At 72.3% G+C, this 21,395-nt stretch carries 19 protein-coding genes; 5 read left to right on the top strand and 14 right to left on the bottom strand.

Features of this window, described 5'->3' with window-relative positions:
- Nucleotides 1-32: 32 nt before the first annotated feature.
- The gene (locus tag ACFY3N_RS06165; RefSeq protein ID WP_390815438.1) at nucleotides 33-785 is read right to left on the bottom strand and encodes an SCO2525 family SAM-dependent methyltransferase; all 753 of its coding nucleotides are present in this window, start codon (nucleotides 783-785) and stop codon (nucleotides 33-35) included.
- A gap of 341 nt (nucleotides 786-1,126) precedes the next feature.
- Between ACFY3N_RS06165 and ACFY3N_RS06160 the strand changes: the two genes are divergently transcribed.
- Entirely contained in the window at nucleotides 1,127-1,672 is a 546-nt protein-coding gene (locus ACFY3N_RS06160) for a GNAT family N-acetyltransferase (RefSeq protein WP_390815437.1), read from the top strand.
- Between the two features lie 41 nt (nucleotides 1,673-1,713).
- On the opposite strand, the gene ACFY3N_RS06155 is transcribed toward ACFY3N_RS06160, so the two are convergent.
- Nucleotides 1,714-2,415 carry a TerB family tellurite resistance protein gene (locus ACFY3N_RS06155; RefSeq protein ID WP_390815436.1) on the bottom strand — a complete coding sequence of 234 codons (702 nt, stop codon included), beginning with the start codon at nucleotides 2,413-2,415 and terminating at the stop codon, nucleotides 1,714-1,716.
- Nucleotides 2,416-2,600: 185 nt separating this feature from the next.
- Nucleotides 2,601-4,322 (bottom strand): 2-isopropylmalate synthase, encoded by a 1,722-nt coding sequence (leuA, locus tag ACFY3N_RS06150; RefSeq protein ID WP_390815435.1) that lies wholly within the window; start codon nucleotides 4,320-4,322, stop codon nucleotides 2,601-2,603.
- 347 nt (nucleotides 4,323-4,669) lie between these two features.
- On the opposite strand from leuA, the gene ACFY3N_RS06145 reads away from it, so the two are divergent.
- The 3 genes from ACFY3N_RS06145 to ACFY3N_RS06135 are packed head-to-tail and all read left to right on the top strand — an operon-like array spanning nucleotide 4,670 to nucleotide 7,397.
- Nucleotides 4,670-5,740, top strand: a complete 1,071-nt coding sequence (locus ACFY3N_RS06145; RefSeq protein WP_390815434.1) for a M4 family metallopeptidase — start codon at nucleotides 4,670-4,672, stop codon at nucleotides 5,738-5,740.
- A gap of 21 nt (nucleotides 5,741-5,761) precedes the next feature.
- Nucleotides 5,762-6,028, top strand: coding sequence for a protealysin inhibitor emfourin (locus ACFY3N_RS06140; RefSeq protein WP_390815433.1), 267 nt, complete (start codon nucleotides 5,762-5,764; stop codon nucleotides 6,026-6,028).
- A 58-nt stretch (nucleotides 6,029-6,086) separates the two neighbouring features.
- A complete protein-coding gene (locus ACFY3N_RS06135; protein ID WP_390815432.1) occupies nucleotides 6,087-7,397 on the top strand; it encodes a GH1 family beta-glucosidase in 1,311 nt (436 codons plus the stop codon).
- 165 nt (nucleotides 7,398-7,562) lie between these two features.
- On the opposite strand, the gene era is transcribed toward ACFY3N_RS06135, so the two are convergent.
- From era to ACFY3N_RS06100, 7 genes are all read right to left on the bottom strand, one after another.
- Entirely contained in the window at nucleotides 7,563-8,516 is a 954-nt protein-coding gene (gene era, locus ACFY3N_RS06130; protein WP_390815431.1) for a GTPase Era, read from the bottom strand.
- 247 nt (nucleotides 8,517-8,763) lie between these two features.
- Nucleotides 8,764-9,117, bottom strand: coding sequence for a cytidine deaminase (locus ACFY3N_RS06125; RefSeq protein ID WP_390815430.1), 354 nt, complete (start codon nucleotides 9,115-9,117; stop codon nucleotides 8,764-8,766).
- A 20-nt stretch (nucleotides 9,118-9,137) separates the two neighbouring features.
- Nucleotides 9,138-9,497, bottom strand: a complete 360-nt coding sequence (locus ACFY3N_RS06120) for an MmcQ/YjbR family DNA-binding protein (protein ID WP_390815429.1) — start codon at nucleotides 9,495-9,497, stop codon at nucleotides 9,138-9,140.
- The gene (locus tag ACFY3N_RS06115) at nucleotides 9,494-10,804 is read right to left on the bottom strand and encodes a hemolysin family protein (RefSeq protein ID WP_390815428.1); all 1,311 of its coding nucleotides are present in this window, start codon (nucleotides 10,802-10,804) and stop codon (nucleotides 9,494-9,496) included. The genes ACFY3N_RS06120 and ACFY3N_RS06115 overlap by 4 nt, the downstream gene beginning before the upstream one ends.
- Complete coding sequence (ybeY, locus tag ACFY3N_RS06110; RefSeq protein WP_390815427.1) at nucleotides 10,801-11,298, bottom strand: rRNA maturation RNase YbeY; 498 nt, start codon at nucleotides 11,296-11,298, stop codon at nucleotides 10,801-10,803. Before ybeY ends, ACFY3N_RS06115 begins: the two co-directional genes overlap by 4 nt.
- 12 nt (nucleotides 11,299-11,310) lie before the next feature.
- Nucleotides 11,311-12,381 (bottom strand): PhoH family protein, encoded by a 1,071-nt coding sequence (locus ACFY3N_RS06105; RefSeq protein ID WP_390815426.1) that lies wholly within the window; start codon nucleotides 12,379-12,381, stop codon nucleotides 11,311-11,313.
- A 352-nt stretch (nucleotides 12,382-12,733) separates the two neighbouring features.
- Entirely contained in the window at nucleotides 12,734-13,909 is a 1,176-nt protein-coding gene (locus ACFY3N_RS06100; protein WP_390815425.1) for a carbohydrate kinase family protein, read from the bottom strand.
- 329 nt (nucleotides 13,910-14,238) lie between these two features.
- Between ACFY3N_RS06100 and ACFY3N_RS06095 the strand changes: the two genes are divergently transcribed.
- Complete coding sequence (locus tag ACFY3N_RS06095) at nucleotides 14,239-15,567, top strand: MFS transporter (RefSeq protein ID WP_390815424.1); 1,329 nt, start codon at nucleotides 14,239-14,241, stop codon at nucleotides 15,565-15,567.
- A 161-nt stretch (nucleotides 15,568-15,728) separates the two neighbouring features.
- On the opposite strand, the gene ACFY3N_RS06090 is transcribed toward ACFY3N_RS06095, so the two are convergent.
- From ACFY3N_RS06090 to ACFY3N_RS06075, 4 genes are all read right to left on the bottom strand, one after another.
- Nucleotides 15,729-16,721, bottom strand: a complete 993-nt coding sequence (locus ACFY3N_RS06090) for an adenosine deaminase (RefSeq protein ID WP_390815423.1) — start codon at nucleotides 16,719-16,721, stop codon at nucleotides 15,729-15,731.
- Between the two features lie 20 nt (nucleotides 16,722-16,741).
- A complete protein-coding gene (locus ACFY3N_RS06085; protein WP_390815422.1) occupies nucleotides 16,742-17,647 on the bottom strand; it encodes a ribonuclease Z in 906 nt (301 codons plus the stop codon).
- Between the two features lie 6 nt (nucleotides 17,648-17,653).
- Nucleotides 17,654-18,007, bottom strand: coding sequence for a histidine triad nucleotide-binding protein (locus ACFY3N_RS06080; RefSeq protein ID WP_390815421.1), 354 nt, complete (start codon nucleotides 18,005-18,007; stop codon nucleotides 17,654-17,656).
- Between the two features lie 111 nt (nucleotides 18,008-18,118).
- On the bottom strand, nucleotides 18,119-21,361 hold the full coding sequence (locus tag ACFY3N_RS06075) for a S41 family peptidase (RefSeq protein ID WP_390815420.1): 3,243 nt from the start codon (nucleotides 21,359-21,361) through the stop codon (nucleotides 18,119-18,121).
- Nucleotides 21,362-21,395: the final 34 nt, after the last annotated feature.

Raw genomic sequence — 21,395 nt, 5'->3', positions numbered from 1 at the left:
CGTTGCCCTGTGTTCAGGCATGGTCCCCGTTCCTAACGGGTGGCAATCGCCGGATTCCGCCGCCCCAGCGCGAGAATCATTCCCTCGTGACCCGGCCGCACCATGTGGTCCATGTCGTGGATTTCCAGCTCTGCGGCAAAGGGTTCCAGGCTCTCCCGGACCCGGTCCGCGTTCACCCGGCAGGCGGGATATCTGTGTGCGCCGACCTGGTATCCGCGGGATTCCTTCATGAACGCCGCGGCGAAGGGGGCTCCCCCGTTCAGCGCGTCCATGAAGCACTCCACTCCCCGCTGGAACTCGTCGGGGCACTCGGACATCGAGTCGGCGACGAAGAACATCGTGCCGATGTCCCAGCGCCGCTGTCCGTCGAGGTCCAGCAGGTTGGCGCGCTCCACCCGGACGATCTCGCCGAACCGGTTCCTCGGATCGACGTCCCGGTAGGCGGGAGCCTGGCCCAGTACGTCCCAGAACGCGTCCCACGCGGTGTCGTACCCCCCGCCGGACGCCTGTTTCTCCAGGTACTCGACATTCGGAGTCGCATATTCCAGAAGGAGGATCTTCTCGCACCAGGGCAGCATCGACAGGGCCGGATAGAGATTCGCGCCGGCGCCCACGTCGACCCCGCGGACCGAGGCCGGGACCCCCCGCTCGTAGCAGCGGCTGAAATAGTCGCGCATGAGGCCCACGATCAGCAGATCGACCTCGAGCGGGGTGCGGTAATTGAGGTCGACGTACACCTCCGGATCGAACTTCGACCATGGTGCGTCGGCGTTGCGATCCATCATCACCCTGCCAGGTTCCATTCGGTGTCGGACAAGACCGTGTGCCCAGCGCACGAGTCAGCGGTGGCCGCCGGCGGACGAAGAGGCGGCTCCGGTGCTCGCACGGTAAGCCCGCCCGGCACCCGGAGACAGCCAGGAACACGCCAGTCCTCCGTGCCCGGGCGCACGTCGGGCGCACGCCAGCACAGTCCTGTCACACCTGAACTCGCCCTTGCACACGGCGAGTTGGACGCTCACTCTAGCCAGGAGCAGCCACCGGCCGCCACCGGGGCCCCGTTCCCCCCTTCGTGTGAACGGCGGCCACGGCTGCCGCGTTGACGTCTCACGTCCCGACTGGGGGTGGCATGACCGCCGAACCGCTTGAGCGCGCCCTGGACCACGAGAAGCGCCTCACCCGGCCGACACCTCTACCGGAATCACGGCCCCCGCTGCTGCGGACGGCACGGGAGTCCGACCTGCCCGAGCTGCAGCGGCTCGACGAGGAGGTCTTCCAGAAGGTCGCCTATCCGGCGTTCCTGCTGCGGCAGCTCTTCGACCTGTACGCCGGTCACGCCGGTCATCTGCTCGTCCTCGACGACGGCGACGGCCGTCTGCGCGGCTACGTCCTGGCGGCCACCACGGCGATCGGCCGGGACAGCTGGATCCTCGGTCTGTGCGTGGCCGAGGACCGGCGCCGGCACGGGCTGGGCCGGGAGCTGATGGTGGAGGTCCTGGCGCGCCTGCGCCGCAGCGGGACCGAACGGGTCCGGCTGACCGTGGAGCCCGCCAACGACGCCGCGATCCTGCTCTACGACTCCCTGGGGTTCCGTCCGGAGCCGCCCGACGGGGGACTGCGCCGGGACTACTTCGGTCCGGGTGAGGACCGCAAGGTGATGTGCCTCGTGCTGTGAGGCGCACCGGGCCGTCCCGGAGCGGCCGGCCCGCCGCCGCATCAGGAGGGGGTGCGTGCCGCCGTCAGCAGACGGGTGACGTCGTCCGAGCAGATGGTGAGGGCCGCGCCCACGGTGGCCAGGGCATCGCGCTCGGCGGGGGTGTAGGGGCCGTCGGCGAGGGCGATGCGGGCGCCCTGCAGGAGGATCGACTCACGGCCCGGCGCGGCGAGGTGCGGGGCCAGCGGGTCCAGTGCCTCGTGCAGCTCGATCGCCAGACCCGCCGTGCAGGGCTCGCCGGTGAAGCGGCCGGTGTCCGCCTCCAGCGCCTCGACGAGCGCGGCCAGCTGTTCCTCGGTGCAGTCGTCGAAGCCGGCGGCGCGCACCCCGGCCGCGGCCGTCTCCAGGGAGGCGCGCGAGCCGGTGCCGCCGGCGGCCAGCACCGCGAGGGCGACGGTGTGGACGGCGTCGCGGAGCATCGCGGAGAAGCGGGTGGTGGTGGGGTGGTCCAGGACGTCGGTGCCGAAGCGGCGGCGGCAGGCCGCGCACTCGACGACCGGCCCGGTCTCGCCGCGCGGCAGCACGGGCACGCCGAGGAGGGCGAAGCGGCGGTGTCCGGTCAGCCGCTGGTAGTTGCGGTCGCCGCCGCAGCCGGGGCAGAAGAACTCCCCGTCGCCGACGGCCGTCCACGCGGTCCGGGTGCCCAGCAGGCGCGACAGTCTGGCGGCAGCGGCACGGCCGTTGGGTCCCCGTCCTGGCAGCACGTCGCACCTCCATAACCGCCACGGCGTCATCGCCGCACTTGCGTGATGTTAGCCACATCCACGAGGCGGAGTCAGCACCCGGGACGAGACCTTTCCGTGACCCGCACACGGAGATGGCCGGTATACGACGGGGCCCCGCCCGCCGATTTCCGGCGAGCGGGGCCCCGAACCGCTGATTCGGCTGGTCAGCGCGCCGCGCGGTTGACGGCCGAGACGACCGCCTTCAGCGAGGCCCGCGTGGTGTTCGCGTCGATTCCGATGCCCCACAGCACCTTGTCGCCGATCGCGCACTCGATGTAGGAGGCGGCCTGCGCGGAGGCGCCCTCGCTCATGGTGTGCTCCTGGTAGTCCAGCAGCCGCACGTCGATGCCGATGCCCTGCAGCGCGTGGAAGAACGCCGAGATCGGACCGTTGCCGCTGCCGACCAGGGTGGTCTCCGCGCCGTCGACCGTGGCCTCGACGGTGAGGGTGTCCACGCCGTCGCGGTCGGTGGTGGACTGCCCGTTGGCGACCTGGATGCGGCCCCAGGGGTTCTCCGGGTTGGGCAGGTACTCGTCCTGGAAGACCGCCCAGATGTCGGCCGGGGTGATCTCGCCGCCCTCGGCGTCCGTCTTCGCCTGGATGATCTTCGAGAACTCGATCTGCATCCGGCGCGGCAGGTCCAGCTTGTGGTCGTTCTTCAGGACGTACGCGATGCCGCCCTTGCCGGACTGCGAGTTGACGCGGATGACGGCCTCGTAGGAGCGGCCGACGTCCTTGGGGTCGATGGGCAGGTACGGGACCGCCCACTCGATGTCGTCGACGGTGACGCCCTTGGCCTTCGCGTCGGCCTCCATGGCGTCGAAGCCCTTCTTGATGGCGTCCTGGTGGGAGCCGGAGAAGGACGTGTAGACCAGGTCGCCCACGTACGGGTGGCGCGGGTGGACCTCCATCTGGTTGCAGTACTCCCACGTGCGACGGATCTCGTCGATGTCGGAGAAGTCGATCTGCGGGTCGACGCCCTGGGAGAACAGGTTCATGCCCAGGGTGACCAGGTCGACGTTGCCGGTGCGCTCGCCCTGCCCGAACAGGCAGCCCTCGACGCGGTCGGCGCCGGCCATCAGCGCCAGCTCGGCCGCCGCCACCGCCGTGCCGCGGTCGTTGTGCGGGTGGACGGACAGGCAGACGTACTCGCGGCGGGACAGGTGGCGGCCCATCCACTCGAAGCGGTCGGCGTGGGTGGACGGGGTGGAGCGCTCTACGGTGGCGGGCAGGTTGAGGATGATCTCGCGGCCCGGTCCCGGCCGGTAGACGTCCATCACCGCCTCGCAGACCTCCAGCGCGAAGTCCAGCTCGGTGTCGGTGAAGATCTCCGGGCTGTACTGGTAACCGAACTCCGTCTCGTCGCCCAGCAGCTTCTCGGCGTACTCCATCACCAGCCGGGTGCCGTCGACGGCGATCTGCTTGATGTCGTCCCTGGAGCCGCGGAAGACCACGCGGCGGAAGACCGGGGCGGTGGCGTTGTACAGGTGGACGGTGGCGCGCTTGGCGCCCTTCAGGGACTCCACCGTGCGCTCGATCAGGTCCTCGCGGGCCTGGGTCAGTACGGAGATGGTGACGTCGTCCGGGATGGCGTCCGGGTCCTCGATGATCGAGCGGACGAAGTCGAAGTCGGTCTGGCCGGAGGCCGGGAAGCCGACCTCGATCTCCTTGTAGCCCATCTTGACCAGCAGGTCGAACATGGCGCGCTTGCGGGCGGGCGACATGGGGTCGATCAGGGCCTGGTTGCCGTCGCGCAGGTCGGTGGAGAGCCAGCGGGGGGCGGTGGTGATCCGCTGCTGCGGCCAGGTGCGGTCGGGGATGTCGACCTGCTCGTAGCGGCCGTACTTGTGGATCGGCATGGGACTGGGCTGCTGGCGGTTCGCCATGGTGCGAGGGCTCCTCGGTGTGTCCTGATGGACGGCCGACGGCGCAGCGCCGAACTCCGCGGGGAGGGGGTCGGCCTCTACTGCAGACCCTCACCGCGGCAGCTAAGGAGAAGCAGCCCGAAACGCATGATGCAGAGCATGCTAGCCGAGCTTTCCCGGACGCGGGCCGCGTGTATCAGTATGCGGGACCGCGCCACTCGAAAGGGGCTTGGGGAACTGCGCAATCGGTCACAAACCACTCGCACTGATAACACACCGCCACCCCCACGACAGTTGATTCCCGACATTTCATCCGATCAATATCGCTCCTAGTGACATCGGGGCAACACGGTGCGATGGTGCCGGACATGACCGAGAACGGGGGCTTCGAGCCCGTCTTCTGCACCATCGTCCCGCCACACGTCCTCGACCGGCTCGCGCAGGCCGAGGACCCCGTGCTCCACGGACCCGCGCGCCGGACCCTGCGGCGCGACGCCTACGAGCGCACCCGGCGCCGGCTGACCACGGTCGTCGGCGCGCCGGCCGTCGCCGCGCTCGCCGAGGCCGAGCCCGGCAAGCCGCGGCGCACCGTGTACGACGCCCGGCACGGCACCCGCCTGCCGGGGACGAAGGTGCGCGGCGAGGGCGACGCGCCCGGCCGGGACGCCTCCGTCAACCGCGCCTACGCCGGTCTCGGCGCCACGTTCGAGCTGTTCCTGAAGGCGTACTCCCGCGACTCGATCGACGGCGACGGGCTGCCGATGGACGCGACCGTGCACTACGACGAGGACTACAGCAACGCCTTCTGGAACGGCGAGCAGATGGTGTTCGGCGACGGGGACGGGGAGATCTTCCTCGACTTCACCATCCCCATCGACGTCATCGGCCACGAACTCGCCCACGGCGTCACGCAGTACACCGCGAACCTGGACTACTTCGGCCAGTCCGGCGCGCTCAACGAGTCGGTGTCGGACGTCTTCGGCGCGCTCATCAAGCAGTACTCGCTCGGCCAGACCGCCGACGAGGCCGACTGGCTGATCGGGGCCGGGCTGCTCGCCCCGCGCGTCACGGGCAAGGCGCTGCGCTCCATGAAGGAGCCGGGCACGGCGTACGACGACGACGTCCTCGGCAAGGACCCGCAGCCCGCGACGATGGACGACTACGTCCACACCGGCCGGGACAACGGCGGCGTGCACATCAACTCGGGCATCCCTAACCACGCCTTCTACCTGGCGGCCACCACCCTCGGCGGGCACGCCTGGGAGCGGGCGGGGCAGGTCTGGTACGACGTGCTGACCGGCGGGGAGCTGGAACAGGACGCGCGGTTCACGGACTTCGCGACGCTGACGGTGAAGGCGGCGCGCGCCCGGTACGGGGAGGGCGGGGAGCTCCAGGCGGTGTCGAAGGCCTGGGAGCGGGTGGGGGTGCGGACGCTGTAGTTCCGTACTAGACACGGACCCATGCGTATTCAGGTGCGGCGCACGGGCGGGTTCGCGGGGATCGAGCGGCGGGCCGAGGTGGACACCTCGGGCCGCGCCGACGCCCACGAGTGGCACGCCCTGGCCGAGCGGGTGATGGCCTCCGGCCGGGGCACGCCTCCGGCCGGGGTGCCGGACGGTTTCGGCTACCGGATCACGGTGGACGGGAGGTCGGTGTACTGCGCGGATCCCCGGCTGACCGAGGAGCAGCGGGAGTTGATCAGGAGGGTGCTGAAGGAGGGCGCGTAACAGGCCGTTGCGGCAGGGGCGTTGACGTGGTCCGGTTCGGGTGCCGATGATCCGGGCCATGGCGACGACGAACCCGATCCCCCGTTTCCCGGCCGGTTTCCTGTGGGGCGTGTCGACCTCGGCGCACCAGATCGAGGGGGCGGTGGACACGCGTGAGGCGTCCGTGTGGGACGTGTTCACGGACGGGCCGGGGCGGGTGCGGGACGGCTCGACGGCGGCGGTGGCCTGCGACCACGTGAACCGCCACCGCGAGGACGTGGCGCTGCTGGCCGGCCTGGGCGTGGACGCGTACCGCTTCTCGGTCTCCTGGCCGAGGGTGCGGTCGCGCGGCGGCCTGGACTTCTACGACCGGCTGGTCGACGAGCTGTGCGCGGCGGGCGTACGGCCGGTGCCGACGCTGTTCCACTGGGATCTGCCGGCCGGGCTGGACTGGCTGGAGCGGGACACGGCCGAGCGGTTCGCCGCGTACGCGTCGGAGGTCGCGGGGCGGCTCGGCGACCGGGTGACGAAGTGGATCACCCTCAACGAGCCCGCCGAGCACACCTTGCTGGGGCATGCGCTGGGCGTGCACGCCCCCGGCCGGAGACTGCTGTTCGACGCGCTTCCCGTGGCCCACCACCAGCTCCTCGCGCACGGCCTGGCGGTGAGGGCGCTGCGGGCGTCGGGGGCCGGCGACATCGGGATCGCGAACTCCCACGGTCCGGTCTGGCCCGCCTCCGAGGACGAGGCGGACGTGGCGGCGGCCGGTCTCTACGACCTCCTGCTGAACCGCCTCTTCGCCGACCCGCTGCTGCTCGGCCGCTACCCGGAGGGCATCGGCGAGCTGATGCCGGGTGACGTCGAGGCGGACCTGGAGATCGTCGCCGAACCGCTGGACTGGTACGGGATCAACTACTACGCGCCGACGAGCGTGGGCGCCCCGCAGGGCACGGAGATCGACTTCGGCGGTGTCCGGATGCCGGCCGGCCTCCCCTTCTCGGTGCGGGAGACCGAGGGCCACCCGGTGACGGACTTCGGCTGGCCGGTGGTCCCCGAGGCCCTGACGGAGGTCCTCACCACCTTCCGCGCCCGGTACGGCGACCGCCTCCCGCCGGTGCTCATCACCGAGAACGGCTGCGCGTACGACGGTCTGGACGACCGGGACCGCATCGCCTACCTCGACGGCCACATCCGCGCGCTGTACCGGGCGGTGGAGGCGGGCGTGGACGTGCGCGGCTACTTCGTGTGGTCGCTGATGGACAACTTCGAGTGGGCGGAGGGCTACGCCCGCCGCTTCGGGCTGGTCCACGTCGACTTCGGCACGCAGGTGCGGACCCCGAAGGCGTCGTACGGCTGGTTCAGGAAGCTGCTGCGCGAACAGCGCCGGTGAGCTCAGAAGCCCAGACGCCGCAACTGCTTCGGGTCGCGCTGCCAGTCCTTGGCGACCTTCACGTGCAGGTCCAGGCTGTACCGACATGCGGCTACCGCCGCGTGGCGGGCGTTCCGCGCAGCACCTCGATCCGCTCGCGGAACTCGATGCCGACGCCCACCCCCATCAGAAGCCCAGACGCCGCAACTGCTTCGGGTCGCGCTGCCAGTCCTTGGCGACCTTCACGTGCAGGTCCAGGAACACGGGCGTGCCGAGGAGGGCCTCGATCTGCTTGCGGGACTTGATGCCGACGTCCTTCAGGCGCTTGCCCTTGGGGCCGATGACGATGCCCTTCTGGCTGGGGCGCTCGATGAACAGGTTGGCGTGGATGTCGAGGAGGGGCTTGTCGGCGGGGCGGTCCTCGCGCGGGAGCATCTCCTCGACGACCACGGCGATGGAGTGCGGCAGCTCGTCGCGGACGCCCTCCAGGGCCGCCTCGCGGATCAGTTCCGCGACCATGACCTGCTCGGGTTCGTCGGTGAGGTCGCCCTCGGGGTAGAGCGCCGGGCCCTCGGGCATCAGGGGGATCAGCAGGTCCGCCAGCAGGTCGACCTGCTGGTTCGCGGTCGCCGAGACCGGGATGATCTCGGCCCAGGTGATGCCCAGCTCCCGGCCCAGCTGGTCGACGGCGATCAGCTGTTCGGCCAGCGCCTTGCCGTCCACCAGGTCGGTCTTGGTGACGATCGCGATCTTCGGGGTCTTCTTGATCCCGGCCAGTTCCTTGGCGATGAAGCGGTCGCCGGGGCCGATCTTCTGGTCCGCGGGGATGCAGAAGCCGATCGCGTCGACCTCGGCCCAGGTGGTGCGGACCACGTCGTTCAGCCGCTCGCCGAGCAGGGTGCGCGGCTTGTGCAGTCCGGGGGTGTCCACCAGGATCAGCTGCGCGTCCTCGCGGTGCACGATCCCGCGCACGGTGTGCCGGGTGGTCTGCGGCCGGTTCGAGGTGATCGCCACCTTCTGCCCGACCAGAGCGTTCGTGAGGGTGGACTTGCCCGCGTTGGGGCGGCCCACGAAGCAGGCGAAGCCGGCCCGGTGGACAGCTTCGGCGGGCTGCTCGGATGACTGGGTACGAACGCTCATGCCGCCCATTCTCCCTGATGCGGGAGACCTCGCCGCACCACCGTCCGGAACGGGCCGGGCGGGGCGCCCGTGCGGGTCCCGCCCGGCCGTGCGCACGGCCGGATCGGTCGAGGACGAACGGGCCGGGTGTCACGCCGGCCGGCGTCCCGTCGGTCCGGCGTTTCCATTGATGCGCGGGAGGCAGTGCGCGACAAGGTGGGAATCCGGCCTACTCACCACCGGTGACGGACAGGTGACCGCCGCGGTCTCAGCCCGCGGTGACCGTCTCGCGGACCGTCCCGTCCGTACCGGCCACCAGCACGGGTGTCGTGGGGCCGCCGAGGTCCCGCACGGCCGCGCGGTCCTCGGGCGACGCCGACTCCGCCTCCGTCACCACGGCCGCCGCCTCCAGCGACTTCGCGCCGGACGCCACGGCCATCGCCACCGCCGTCTGCAGGGCGCTGAGCTTCAGGGAGTCCAGCGCGACGGTCCCGGCGACGTACGTCCGCCCGGTCTCGTCGCGCACGGCGGCCCCCTCGGGCACGCCGTTGCGGGCCCGCGCGGAGCGGGCCAGGGTGACGATCTTGCGGTCCTCGGGGTCGAGCGCGCTGCTGTCGGTCATGATCCGAGCATAGAGGGAGTTCAGGGGCGGTCGAGGCGGAGGCGGTCCGCTCGCGGCAGACCGGCCACGACCAGGTCGTAGGAGTCCTCGACCAGCTCCCGGACCAGGCGGTCCGGGAGGGCGCCGTCCACCGTCACCGTGTTCCAGTGGCGCTTGTTCATGTGGTAGCCGGGGGCGATCAGGTCCGGGTGTCCGGCGCGGAGGCGGACGGCGTCCTCGGGGTCGCACTTGAGGTTGACCTTCAGGGGCCGCGCGTCCAGTGCGGTCAGCGCGAAGAGCCTGCCCCCGACCTTGAAGACCGAGGTCTCCGGGTTGAAGGGGAACTCCTCGACGGCCGCGTCGAAGGACAGGCACAGGGCGCGCAGCTCCCGCGGGGTCACTCCGGCTTCTCCTCCTCGTCGGCGGGCGGGTCCGCCGGGCCCACCGGCTCCACCAGCACCGTCACGATCTTGTTCCGGCGTCCGGCCGCCGCCTCGGCCGTGAGCCGCACCTCGCGGGCGTCGGGGAGGGCGACCACGGACGAGGCGCCCGCGATCGGCACCCGGCCGAGGTGCTTGGCGAGCAGTCCGCCGACGGTCTCCACGTCCTCGTCGTCGAACTCCTCCAGGCCGTAGAGCTCTCCCAGGTCGCCGATGTCGAGGCGGGCGGTGACCCGGTAGCGGTCCTCGCCGAGCTCCTCCACGGGCGGCAGTTCACGGTCGTACTCGTCGGTGATCTCGCCGACGATCTCCTCGAGGATGTCCTCGATGGTGACGATGCCCGCGGTGCCGCCGTACTCGTCGACGGCGACGGCGACGTGGTTGCGCTCCTTCTGCATCTCGCGCAGCAGGTCGCCGGCGTTCTTGGTGTCCGGCACGAAGAACGCCGGGCGCATCGCCGTGGAGACCAGTTCGCTCTCGGCGTCCCGGCTGATGTGCGTCTTGCGGGCCAGGTCCTTGAGGTAGACGATCCCGACGATGTCGTCCTCGCTCTCGCCGGTCACCGGGATCCGGGAGAAACCGGAGCGCAGGGCGAGGGTGAGGGCCTGGCGGATGGTCTTGTACCGCTCGATCACCACGAGGTCGGTGCGCGGCACCATGACCTCGCGCACGAGCGTGTCGCCCAGTTCGAAGACCGAGTGCACCATGCGGCGCTCCTCGTCCTCGATCAGCGACTCCGCCTCCGCCAGGTCCACCAGCGCGCGCAGCTCCGCCTCGGAGGCGAAGGGGCCGCGCGGGAAGCCCTTGCCGGGGGTGAGCGCGTTGCCGATGAGGATGAGGAGCGAGGGGATCGGGCCCATGATCCGCGCGAGCGGCACCAGGACGTACGCGGCGGCCGTGGCCGTGTTCAGCGGGTGCTGGCGGCCGATGGTGCGCGGGGAGACCCCGACGGCGACGTACGACACGAGGACCATGACCGCGATGGCGATCAGCAGCGCCTCGGCGGTCCCGTCGAACTCCCGGAGGGAGCCGTAGGTGATCAGTGAGGCGGCGGCCATCTCGCAGACGACGCGGACCAGCAGCGCGACGTTGAGGTAGCGGGTGGGGTCGGCGGAGATCTGCGCGAGCCTGGCGCTGCCCCGGCGGCCGGAGCGCACGGCCTCCTCGGCGCGGAAGCTGGAGACGCGGGCGATGCCGGCCTCCGCGCAGGCGGCCAGCCAGGCGACGACGACCAGGGCGATCGCCCCGAGCACGAGTGTCGGACTCATGACACGGTCGGGGCCGGGGACGGGCCGGTGAGGCCCTTCTCCGCGCGCCAGCCGTCCACGATGGCGGCCTGCAGACCGAACATCTCGGCCTTCTCGTCCGGTTCCTCGTGGTCGTAGCCGAGCAGGTGCAGCACACCGTGGACGGTGAGCAGCTGGAGCTCCTCGTCCATGGTGTGCCGCGTCGGCGCTTCCTCGCCCTGCCTGGCGGCGACCTCGGGGCAGAGCACGATGTCGCCGAGCAGCCCCTGCGGGGGCTCGTCGTCGTCCTTGGACGGGGGCCGCAGCTCGTCCATCGGGAACGACATGACGTCCGTCGGCCCGGGCAGGTCCATCCACTGGATGTGCAGCTGCTCCATGGCGCCGGCGTCCACGACGATCACCGAGAGTTCGGAGAGCGGGTGGATGCGCATCCGCGCGAGCGCGTAGCGGGCGATGTCGAGGATCGCCTGCTCGTCGACCTCGGTTCCGGACTCGTTGTTGACGTCGATCGACATCTGGTGCTCGGTCTACTTCCCCTTGTGCCCGGACTTGCCCCGGCCGCCCTTGTGGGTGCCGTTCTGGGTGCCGTGCCGGCTGTCGTACTGCTCGTACGCGTCGACGATACGGCCCACCAGCTTGTGCCGGACGACATCGTGGGACGACAGCCGGGAGAAGTGGACGTCGTCCAGGCCCTCCAGGATGTCCTGGACCTGCCGCAGTCCGGACTTGGTGCCGTCGGGCAGGTCGACCTGCGTGACGTCACCGGTGATCACTATCTTCGAGTCGAAGCCGAGGCGGGTGAGGAACATCTTCATCTGTTCGGGGCTGGTGTTCTGGGCCTCGTCGAGAATGATGAACGCGTCGTTCAGCGTGCGGCCGCGCATGTACGCCAGCGGCGCGACCTCGATGGTCCCGGCCGCCATCAGCCGGGGGATCGAGTCCGGGTCCAGCATGTCGTGCAGGGCGTCGTAGAGCGGGCGCAGGTACGGGTCGATCTTCTCGTAGAGCGTGCCCGGGAGGAAGCCGAGCCGCTCGCCGGCCTCGACCGCGGGGCGGGTCAGGATGATGCGGTTGACCTGCTTGGACTGCAGGGCCTGCACCGCCTTGGCCATGGCGAGGTACGTCTTGCCGGTGCCCGCCGGGCCGATGCCGAAGACGATGGTGTGCTTGTCGATCGCGTCCACGTAGCGCTTCTGGTTGAGCGTCTTGGGACGGATCGTGCGGCCGCGCGAGGACAGGATGTTCTGCGTGAGCACCTGGGCCGGGGTCTCCTGGCCGTCGCTCTCCCCGTTCTCGCTCGCCTTGAGCATGGCGATCGAGCGTTCCACTGCGTCCTCCGTCATCGGCTGCCCGGTGCGGAGCACCAGCATCATCTCGTCGAACACGCGCGAAATGAGGGCGACCTCCGTGGCGTCGCCGACCGCGCTGATCTCATTGCCCCGGACGTGGATGTCGGCCCCCGGGAAGGCCTTCTCGATCACGCGCAGGAGGGAGTCCCCGGAACCCAGCACGGTCACCATGGGGTGCTGGGCGGGGACGGTGAGCTGCACTCTCGCCTGCCCCTGCGCGGGGGTGTGAGCTGTGGGTGTCTGAGTCATGGGCCGGCTCTGAAGGCCTGCGGATCCTCCTCGTCACGGCCGCTCAGCGGAGGGCGGCCTCACGATTCCCAGGGTACGACGGAGGGGTGACAAGCCCGTAGGACTTTTACGGGGCCTCTCATCCACCGAGCCGACCCCACACCCCGGGCTCGGTGACCCGCGCCCCGGCCCACCGAGTCGGAACGACACCCGGGCCCGTGGTCCGCTTTCCAGCCGACCGGGTCGGGTGGTGGGTGGGCATAGGCCGGGGGTCCAGGGGGCGGGAGCCCCTTGGCGGGGGCGGGGGCGGAGCCCCTGCTGCGGGAGTGCGGGGACGGGCCCCCACCCGGGGATACGGGGGTGGGCCCCCGTGTCAGGCGGACCGGCGGAAGCCGATCGTCGGCACCGCCCGCCGCAGCGGCCACGGCCGCACCAGTTCCCCCGGAACCAGCCCCGCCAGGAACTCGTACCGCCGCAGCGCCGAGGGGTCCTGCCCCTCGGCGCACTGCACCCGCCGCCACCACGCCCCGATCTCCGCCCACCCCGGCGCCGACAGCGACCCCCCGAACTCCTGGACGGAGAGCGCCGCCGTGAGCCCCGCGAAGGCGAGCCGGTCGGCCAGCGGCCACCCCGCCAGCGTCCCGGTGACGAACCCGGCGACGAACACGTCCCCCGCCCCGGTCGGGTCGAGCGCCTCCACCTCGATCGCCGGCACCGACGCGGTCTCCCCCGTACGCCGGTCCACCGCGTACGCGCCCTCCGCGCCGAGGGTGACCACGGCGACCGGCACGTGTTCGGTGAGGGCGTGCGCCGCCGCGCGGGGGCAGTCGGTGCGGGTGTACCGCATCGCCTCCTGCGCGTTCGGCAGGAACGCCTCGCAGTGCCGCAGGTCGGGCAGCGCGGCCAGGTCCCACGCCCCGGTGTCGTCCCAGCCGACGTCACCGAAGATGCGGGCGCCCTCGCGCGCGGCCCGCTCGATCCAGGGCGCGCCGCGGCCGGGCGTGAGGGAGGCGACGGCGGCCCGCGCGCGGGGCGGGCACGGGGGCAGGTCCGCGCCCGGGGGATGCCGTTTGAGGGTGGTGGTGGGCGACGGGCGGGCCGGTTGCTCGGGGGGCGGTTCGTGGCCGTGGGAGACCATCGTGCGCTCGCCGTCGTAGGCCATGGAGACGGTGACCGGGGAGTGCCAGCCGGGCACGGTGCGCGACGGGGAGAGGTCGATGCCCTCGCCCTGCTCCAGCACGTCCCAGCAGTACTCGCCGTAGTGGTCGTCGCCGAAGGCCGCCGCGAGGGAGGTGCGCAGGCCGAGGCGGGCCAGGGCGGTGGCCATGTTGGCGACGCCGCCGGGGCTCGACCCCATCCCGCGCGCCCAGGACTCCGTCCCGCGCACCGGGGCGGAGTCGAGCCCGGTGAAGACGATGTCGAGGAAGACGGTGCCGGTGAGGTAGACGTCCCAGGGCGGGTCGTCCGGTGTGCGCAGGGCGGCGAGGGGATCGACCTGGGGCGAGCAGTGCGATCCCTCGACGCGTGCCTTCCCGGTGGACGCGATCACGGTGCGCTCCCTGACGTGGTGCGGTTCAGGCCAGTGTGCACCACACCCCTGACAGAGTGACGGACGTCACTCCATGTCGCCACCGGGGGAGGTCGTCGGCGACGACGATTCCCGCAGGTGGCACGGCCATCCACCGACGGTGGCGAACCCTTCTTCCCGACCTCTGGGACCTCAAACGCGAGAGTGGTCCAGATCACACCTTGCGCGCTCCCGTTGCCGTCCCCTCACTTGATACAAATTGCCCGCGCGTTCCTGTCCGTCGACGGTCGTCGCCCCCTCCCTCTCCCACGGTCCTCGCACCGTCCCTTCCGCACGCCCCGGGAACGCCCGTGTTCGCCCCTCGCACCGCCCCCTGGCCCCTCGTCGCCCTTTTCACGGCCGGGTACCTGGCCCCGTACCTGCTGCCGACCACCGTCGGCCGGCTGGAACGCGGCCTCGGCCTCTCCGCCACCCAGGCGGGAGCCGTCGGCAGCGCGCTGCTGCTGAGTTCCGCGACCGCCGGGTTCCTGCTGGCGTCGCGCGTGGAGCGGGTCGGGGCACGGACCCTGGCCCGGCTGGGCCTGCTGCTGGCCGCCGTCGGCTACGGCGGGGCCGCCCTCACCACCGCCGTACCGGCCGTCGTCGCCGGCGCGATGATCGGCGGATTCGGCTCGGGCACGGCCACGACGGTCGCCGCCACCCGGATCGCCGCCGCACCCGACCCGCACCGGGCCTCCACCCTCGGACTGCTCAGCGTCTCCGCGCTCGCGGGCGTGGTGTACCTGACGGTGCCCCACCTGCCGGGGCACGGACTGACCCTGGCCGCCATCGCCCTCACCGCGCTGGCCGTGTGGCCGCTGACGTCCCGGCTGCCGGCCGGCACGCCCGGTCCGCGCCGCACCGGACCCGAGGGCGCCGCCCGTCTGCCGCACCGGCGTTCGGGCGCGGTCCTCGCCGGCACCATGCTGCTGTGGTCGCTCGCCCAGAACGCGCTGTGGGGCGTGAGCGGACGCATCGGGGTCGGCCAGGCACACCTCTCCGAGCCGACCGTGGGCGTCGTCTTCGCGCTGGCGCTGGGCGCCGGGCTGCTGGGCGTCCTGGGCGCGGGCGCGCTGGGGTCGCGGCTGGGGCGGGCGCTGCCCATCGGCGGCGGCACGGTCCTCATCGCCGGCTGCATCGCGCTCAGCGCCTCCGCGACCGGTCTGGGCAGCTTCGCCGCCGGTGAGATCGCCTGGAACACGATCTACCCGGTCGTGCTGTCGTACCTGATCGGGCTGGCGGCCTCGCTCGATCCGCGGGGGCGCTGGGCCGTGCTGGTCGGCTCGGCGTCGTCCCTGGGGACCGCCGCGGGGCCGCTGACCGGCAGCGTGCTGTCCGCGCAGGCCGGGTTCCCGGTGATGGGCGCGGTCCTCGGCACCGGTCTGCTGCTGGTCGCGCTGCCGATGACCGCCGTCGCCCTGCACACCGGCGGACGTCCGCTGCTGCCGGGTGCGGTCCGCCGCCGCGGCGGCCACCCGGCGGCCGTGGTCGCCGCGGCCACGGGCACCCCGACGGGCGCGGTCCCCGAGGTCGGCGCCCCGGAACAGCCGGTGGTGGAGATCCCCCTCGACGGCACCCCGGCCCCGGCCCGGCGCGCCTACGGCACGGCGGCGGCGACCCGGGCACCGGGTGCCGGCTGAAGCGACGCGAGCGCGCGGCTTCGGCCTGAGCGGGGGTGTCGCGCAGCCCGGCGTCTGCGGGGTGCCGGCGCGCCCACACCCGTGCCGCCCTGCGGCACGACTGCCCGCGTGAGCGGGACGGCTGCGCCACCCGGCAAGCACCGGCAAGCACAACACCCCGGTCAGCCGAAGTCGTACGCCTCCACCTCGGCCAGGTACCGCGCCCGCCGCTCCTCGTCGTCCTCCAGGAACGAGGCGAGGAAGGAGTTGCGGGCGAGCTCGCGCAGACGCTCCGCGTCCAGGCCCAGCGCCTCGCGCACCGCGTCGAAGTTGTCCCCGGCGTAGCCGCCGAAGTACGCCGGGTCGTCGGAGTTGACCGTGCACATCAGCCCCGCCTCGAGCATCACCGGCAGCGGGTGGTCGGCGAGGGTGTCCACGGTGCGCAGCCGCACGTTGGACAGCGGGCACAGCGTCAGCGGCACGCGCTCGCGCACCAGCCGCTCCACCAGCGCCGGGTCCTCGACGCAGCGCAGCCCGTGGTCGACCCGCTCCACGCCGAGGACGTCCAGCGCCTCGGTGATGTACTCCGGCGGCCCCTCCTCACCGGCGTGCGCCACGCGCCGCAGGCCCAGCGCGGCGGCCGCCTCGTACACCTCGCGGAACTTCACCGGCGGGTGCCCGACCTCGGCCGAGTCGAGCCCGACGCCGGTGATCCGGTCCAGGTACGGCTTCGCGGCGTCCAGGGTGGCCAGGGCCGACTCGGCGGACTCGTCCCGCAGGAAGCACATGATCAGCCGGGTGGAGACCCCGTGCGTGCGCTCGCTCCGGCCCAGCGCCCGCCACAGCCCCTCGACCACCGTGCCCATGCCGACACCGCGCGCCAGGTGCGCCTGCGGATCGAAGAAGATCTCCGCGTGCCGCACGCCCTGCGCGGCGGCGCGGGCGAGGTAGGCGTCGGCGAGGTCCTCGAAGTCCCGCTCGGTGCGCAGGACGGCCATGAGCTCGTAGTACAGGTTCAGGAAGGACTGCAGGTCCTCGAAGCGGTACGCCTCACGGAGCGCGTCGGTGTCGGCGTAGGGCAGCTCGACACCGTTGCGCGCGGCAAGGGCGAAGGCCAGCTCGGGCTCAAGGGTGCCTTCGATATGAAGGTGCAGTTCGGCTTTCGGTACGGGCATCGAAATATCGTACGGCGGTTTCACCGACGCTTCGGAAGCGCCACCCGTTGCAGATCGCGTGCCACGGTCAGCTCGCCCTCGTATCCGGCCGCCCGCGCCTGCCGCTCGAACTCCTCCGGGTCGGTGTAGCGCTGGCTGAAGTGGGTGAGGACGAGGTGCCGTACGCCCGCCTCCCGCGCCACCCGGGCCGCCTGACCGGCGGTCAGATGGCCGAAGTCGACGGCGAGTTCCTCGTCCTCGTCGAGGAACGTGGACTCGATGACCAGCATGTCGCAGCCCTCGGCGAGCGCGTGGACCCCGTCGCAGAGCCGGGTGTCCATGACGAACGCGAACCGCTGCCCGCGCCGCACCTCGCTGACCTCCTCCAGCGAAACCCCGCCGAGCGTGCCCTCGCGCTGGAGGCGGCCGACGTCCGGGCCCTTGATGCCGTGCGCGGCCAGCCGCTCGGGCAGCATGCGCCGGCCGTCGGGCTCGACCAGGCGGTAGCCGTACGCCTCGACCGGATGGGACAGCTTCCGCGCCTCCAGCGTGTATCCGGGGGTGCGGGCGAGGGGACCGTCCGTGTCGACCGGGGCCTCGGTGAGGGCGACGGTCTCGCGGTAGGCGGTGGCGTAGCGCAGGCGGTCGAAGAAGCGCTGCCCGGAGCGCGGGTAGTGGGCGGTGACCTCGTGCGGCACCTTGTCGAGGTTGACGCGCTGGATCACCCCGGCGAGACCGAGGGAGTGGTCGCCGTGGAAGTGGGTGACGCAGATCCGGTTCAGGTCGTGGGCGGCGACCCCGGCGCGCAGCATCTGGCGCTGGGTGCCCTCGCCGGGGTCGAACAGGATGCCCTCGCCGTCCCAGCGCAGCAGGTAGCCGTTGTGGTTGCGGTGCCGGGTGGGGACCTGGCTGGCGGTGCCGAGGACCACCAGTTCGCGTGCGGACAAGGCGGCTTATCCGGGGGGCCACTCGAGACCGCGACCGCCCAGGACGTGGGCGTGCGCGTGCCAGACGGTCTGGCCGGCGCCGCTGCCGGTGTTGAAGACGATGCGGTAGCTCTCCAGCTTTTCCTCGTCGGCGACGGCCTGCGTCTCCCGCAGCACGTCCGCGGCGAGTCCGGGCGCGGCGGCGGCGAGGGCGGCGGCGTCCCGGTGGTGCGCCTTCGGGATCACCAGCACGTGGGTGGGCGCCTGGGGGTTTATGTCACGGAACGCGATGGTGGTGTCGGTCTCCCGGACGATCGTCGCCGGAATGCTCCCGTCGACGATCTTGCAGAAGAGACAGTCGTCCTGAGGCTCCCCAGCCATGAACCCTCCTCAAGCCAGCCGATCACGTACGGATCATCGTACCCGCGGGCAGTCGTGCCTCCCCCGCTGCCTTGAAGGCCCGGGAGGTACCCCCGGGACGACGGACCCCGCTCAGGACAGCACCGGCGGCACCTTCGCCGGCGTCGACTCCAGCGCCGCCAGCGCCAGCCGCACCGCCTCGTCCAGCTGCACGTCCCGCCCCGCCGCGTGATCCTGCGGCCGCTGCACGACCTCCACATCGGGATCGACCCCGTGGTTCTCCACGTCCCACCCGTAACCCTCCAGCCAGAAGGCGTACTTGGGCTGGGTGACGAGCGTTCCGTCGACCAGGCGGTACCGGCTGTCGATGCCGATCACGCCTCCCCACGTACGGGTGCCCACCACGGGTCCGATGCCGAGCGCGCGGATCGCCGCGTTGACGATGTCCCCGTCGGACCCGGAGAACTCGTTGGCCACGGCGACGACCGGGCCCCGCGGCGCGTCCCGCGGATAGCTCTCCGCCCGCATCCCCCGCGGCAGGTCCCACCCCACGACCCGTCGCGCCAGCTTCTCCACCACGAGCTGCGACGTGTGCCCGCCCCGGTTCTCCCGCACGTCCACGACCAGCCCCTCCCGCAGCACCTCCATCCGCAGGTCGCGATGGATCTGCGCCCACCCGGGCGCCTGCATGTCGGGGACGTGGATGTACCCCAGCCGCCCGCCGGACTTCTCCAGCACGTACGCCCGCCGGTCCGCGACCCACGCGTGGTACCGCAGCGGTTCCTCGTCGGCGAGCGGCACCACCACCGCGTGCCGCGGCTCACCGCCCCCCGCCGGCGACACCGTCAGCTCCACCGGCTTCCCGGCCGTCCCGACCAGCAGCGGCGCCGGTCCGGTCACCGTGTCGACCGGCTGCCCGGCGACGGCGACGATCGCGTCACCGGGCCGGACGGCGACCCCCGGCGCGGCGAGCGGCGACCGGGCGTCCGGATCGGACGTCTCCGTGGGCAGGATGCGGTCGACCCGCCAGCTGCCGTCCTCGTGCCGGGAGACGTCCGCGCCGAGCAGCCCCTGCCGCGCGCCGTCGCCGTGGCCGCCGCGCGGGATGACGTAGGCGTGCGAGGTGCCGAGCTCGCCGTGCACCTCCCACAACAGGTCCACCAGGTCGTCGTGGGTGGCGAGCCGGTCGAGCACGGGCCGGTACCGGTCCAGGACCGCGTCCCAGTCCACGCCGTTCATGTCGGGGCGCCAGAAGTTGTCCCGCATGATGCGGCCGTTCTCGTCGAACATCTGGCGCCACTCGACGGCCGGGTCGACGAACTGACGGATCCGGTCCAGGTCGACGGTGATGTTGGTGTCGCTGTCGTCGTCGCCGGAGGCGCGCCGGTCGCTGGGGACGACCTTCAGCCGCCCGTCCGTCCACAGCAGCACCCGTTTGCCGTCGCCGCTGACCTCGAAGTGGTCGGCGTCCACGGCCAGGTGCTCGACGCGCTGCCGGTCGAGGTCGTAGCGCTCCAGGTCGGTCTTGGGGTCGGGGTCGTCCGGGGTGGCCCTGGACGCGCCGAGCACGCCGCGCACCGGGTGCCGCAGCCACAGCACGCCGTCCTTGGCGGCGCGCAGGTTGGTGTAGCGGGCGGCCTCCACCGGGAACGGCACGATGCGGTCGGCGAGGCCGTCGAGGTCGATGCGGGTGGCGGGGGTGCCCTCGCTGTCGGGGGTCTCGTCGCGGTCCGGTGTCTCGAAGGGACGGCCGTGCCGCTGCGGGCCGAACGGCGACGGGGTGGTCGCCGCGAGGGTGATCAGGTACGGGCGTACGCCCTCGACGAAGGCCAGGTCGAAGACGTGTTCGTCGTAGACCGGGTCGAAGGAGCGGGTCGACAGGAACGCGAGGTGCTTGCCGTCGAGGGTGAAGGCGGGCGCGTAGTCCTGGAAGCGCAGCGGGGTCGCCTCGGTGACCGACAGGTCGGTGGTGTTGGCGAGCTTGAGCTGGCTGAGCGGGCGCGGGCCTGGGTGGGACCAGGCGAGCCAGGAGGAGTCGGGCGAGAAGACCAGCCCGGAGACGTCGCCGTCCTCGCTGCGGTCGACCTCCCGGACCTCACCGGTCTCCCGCTCGACGAGGAGGACCCGGCCGTCGTGCGAGGCGACCGCGGCACGACCGCCGTCGGGGGCCACGGCGAGTCCCACGACGCGGCCCAGCCGCCCGGCGGCGATCCGGCGCGGGGTGGCGCCCGGGGCGAGTCCGGTGGCGGGGGCGAACTCCAGGGCGTCGTCGCCCTCGGCGTCGGTCACCCACACCACCCACTCCTCGCCGTCCACGCGGAAGGTGCGGGGCCGCCGGGCCCGTACGCCCGGGGTCGCGGCGAGCGCGCGGGCGGGGCCGGCGCGGTGGGTGATCCAGTGGACGGCGCCGCGGACGCAGACGGCGCTGCCGCGCGCGGTGTGGTCGGGGGACGCGGAGCCGAACCAGCGGGCGGCGTTCACCGGGAACGGCTGGAGGTCGACGCGCTGCCCGCCGAGCCGGATGTCGAGCCGGCGCGGCCCGTCCCCGTCGAGGTCGTCCAGCAGCCACAGTTCACCGGCGCTGGAGTAGACGACGCGGGTGCCGTCGGTGGCGGCGTGCCGGGCGTAGAAGCCCTCGAGCGGGGTGTGCCGGCGCAGGTCGGAGCCGTCGGCGAGGGAGGAGTACAGCGCGCCGGTGCCCTCGTGGTCGGAGAGGAACCCGATCCTCCCCCGCTCTTGGCTCCGCTCGAGCGGGGGGACCCCCGTCCCCACCCACAGCGGGCACTCGATGTTCCCGTCGAGGTCCTCGTGCAGCCGTACGAACTCGCCGTCGCCCTCCCGGTCGATCCACAGCTTGCCCGCCGTACCGCCCCGGTACCGCTTCCACCAGGCGGCCTCACGGCTCATCGGCGCGGACAGCAGCACGGTGTGCGGTCCCTGGGCGACGTCGCCGACGGGGCCGTAGGGCAGGGTCTCGGCGGGGCCGCCGTCCAGGGGGACGGCGCGGGCCCAGGTGCGGCGGAAACTGGCCTGGCCCTGGGCGCTGGTCACCAGGACCCGGCCGTCCGCCGTCCAGCCGCGCGTCTGGGTGGTGGGGCTGCCCCAGTGGGTCAGGCGTCTGGCGGGGCCGCCGTCGACGGGCGCGATGTACACCTCGGGGGCGCCGTCGCGGGTGGAGGTCCAGGCGACGGTGGTGCCGTCGGGCGAGATCCGGGGCCGGGTCACGGGCACGTTGTCGGCACTGACCCGCCAGGCCCGGCCGCCGTCGAGCGGGGCGAGCCACACGTCGTCCTCGGCGGTGAAGGCGACCAACTCGCCGTGCAGATGCGGAAACCGGAGATAAGCGGCGGATGCGACCGATGCGGGCTGTGTCACCCGATCACCCTATGCACGAGGAAGCGGCCTGGAC

This window comes from Streptomyces sp. NPDC000348 (genome assembly GCF_042898795.1).
Lineage (GTDB): Bacteria > Actinomycetota > Actinomycetes > Streptomycetales > Streptomycetaceae > Streptomyces.
The sequence above is the reverse complement of the archived record's forward strand: the minus strand, read 5'-3'. Positions and strand labels throughout refer to the sequence as shown.

What these genes read in the sequence shown, in the direction of transcription:
- ACFY3N_RS06165 (WP_390815438.1), bottom strand. Translation starts at nt 785, where the DNA reads ATGATGGATCGCAACGCCGACGCACCATGGTCGAAGTTCGATCCGGAG.
- ACFY3N_RS06160 (WP_390815437.1), top strand. Translation starts at nt 1,127, where the DNA reads ATGACCGCCGAACCGCTTGAGCGCGCCCTGGACCACGAGAAGCGCCTC.
- leuA (WP_390815435.1), bottom strand. Translation starts at nt 4,322, where the DNA reads ATGGCGAACCGCCAGCAGCCCAGTCCCATGCCGATCCACAAGTACGGC.
- ACFY3N_RS06145 (WP_390815434.1), top strand. Translation starts at nt 4,670, where the DNA reads ATGACCGAGAACGGGGGCTTCGAGCCCGTCTTCTGCACCATCGTCCCG.
- ACFY3N_RS06140 (WP_390815433.1), top strand. Translation starts at nt 5,762, where the DNA reads ATGCGTATTCAGGTGCGGCGCACGGGCGGGTTCGCGGGGATCGAGCGG.
- ACFY3N_RS06135 (WP_390815432.1), top strand. Translation starts at nt 6,087, where the DNA reads ATGGCGACGACGAACCCGATCCCCCGTTTCCCGGCCGGTTTCCTGTGG.
- era (WP_390815431.1), bottom strand. Translation starts at nt 8,516, where the DNA reads ATGAGCGTTCGTACCCAGTCATCCGAGCAGCCCGCCGAAGCTGTCCAC.
- ACFY3N_RS06125 (WP_390815430.1), bottom strand. Translation starts at nt 9,117, where the DNA reads ATGACCGACAGCAGCGCGCTCGACCCCGAGGACCGCAAGATCGTCACC.
- ACFY3N_RS06115 (WP_390815428.1), bottom strand. Translation starts at nt 10,804, where the DNA reads ATGAGTCCGACACTCGTGCTCGGGGCGATCGCCCTGGTCGTCGTCGCC.
- ybeY (WP_390815427.1), bottom strand. Translation starts at nt 11,298, where the DNA reads ATGTCGATCGACGTCAACAACGAGTCCGGAACCGAGGTCGACGAGCAG.
- ACFY3N_RS06105 (WP_390815426.1), bottom strand. Translation starts at nt 12,381, where the DNA reads ATGACTCAGACACCCACAGCTCACACCCCCGCGCAGGGGCAGGCGAGA.
- ACFY3N_RS06090 (WP_390815423.1), bottom strand. Translation starts at nt 16,721, where the DNA reads ATGCCCGTACCGAAAGCCGAACTGCACCTTCATATCGAAGGCACCCTT.
- ACFY3N_RS06080 (WP_390815421.1), bottom strand. Translation starts at nt 18,007, where the DNA reads ATGGCTGGGGAGCCTCAGGACGACTGTCTCTTCTGCAAGATCGTCGAC.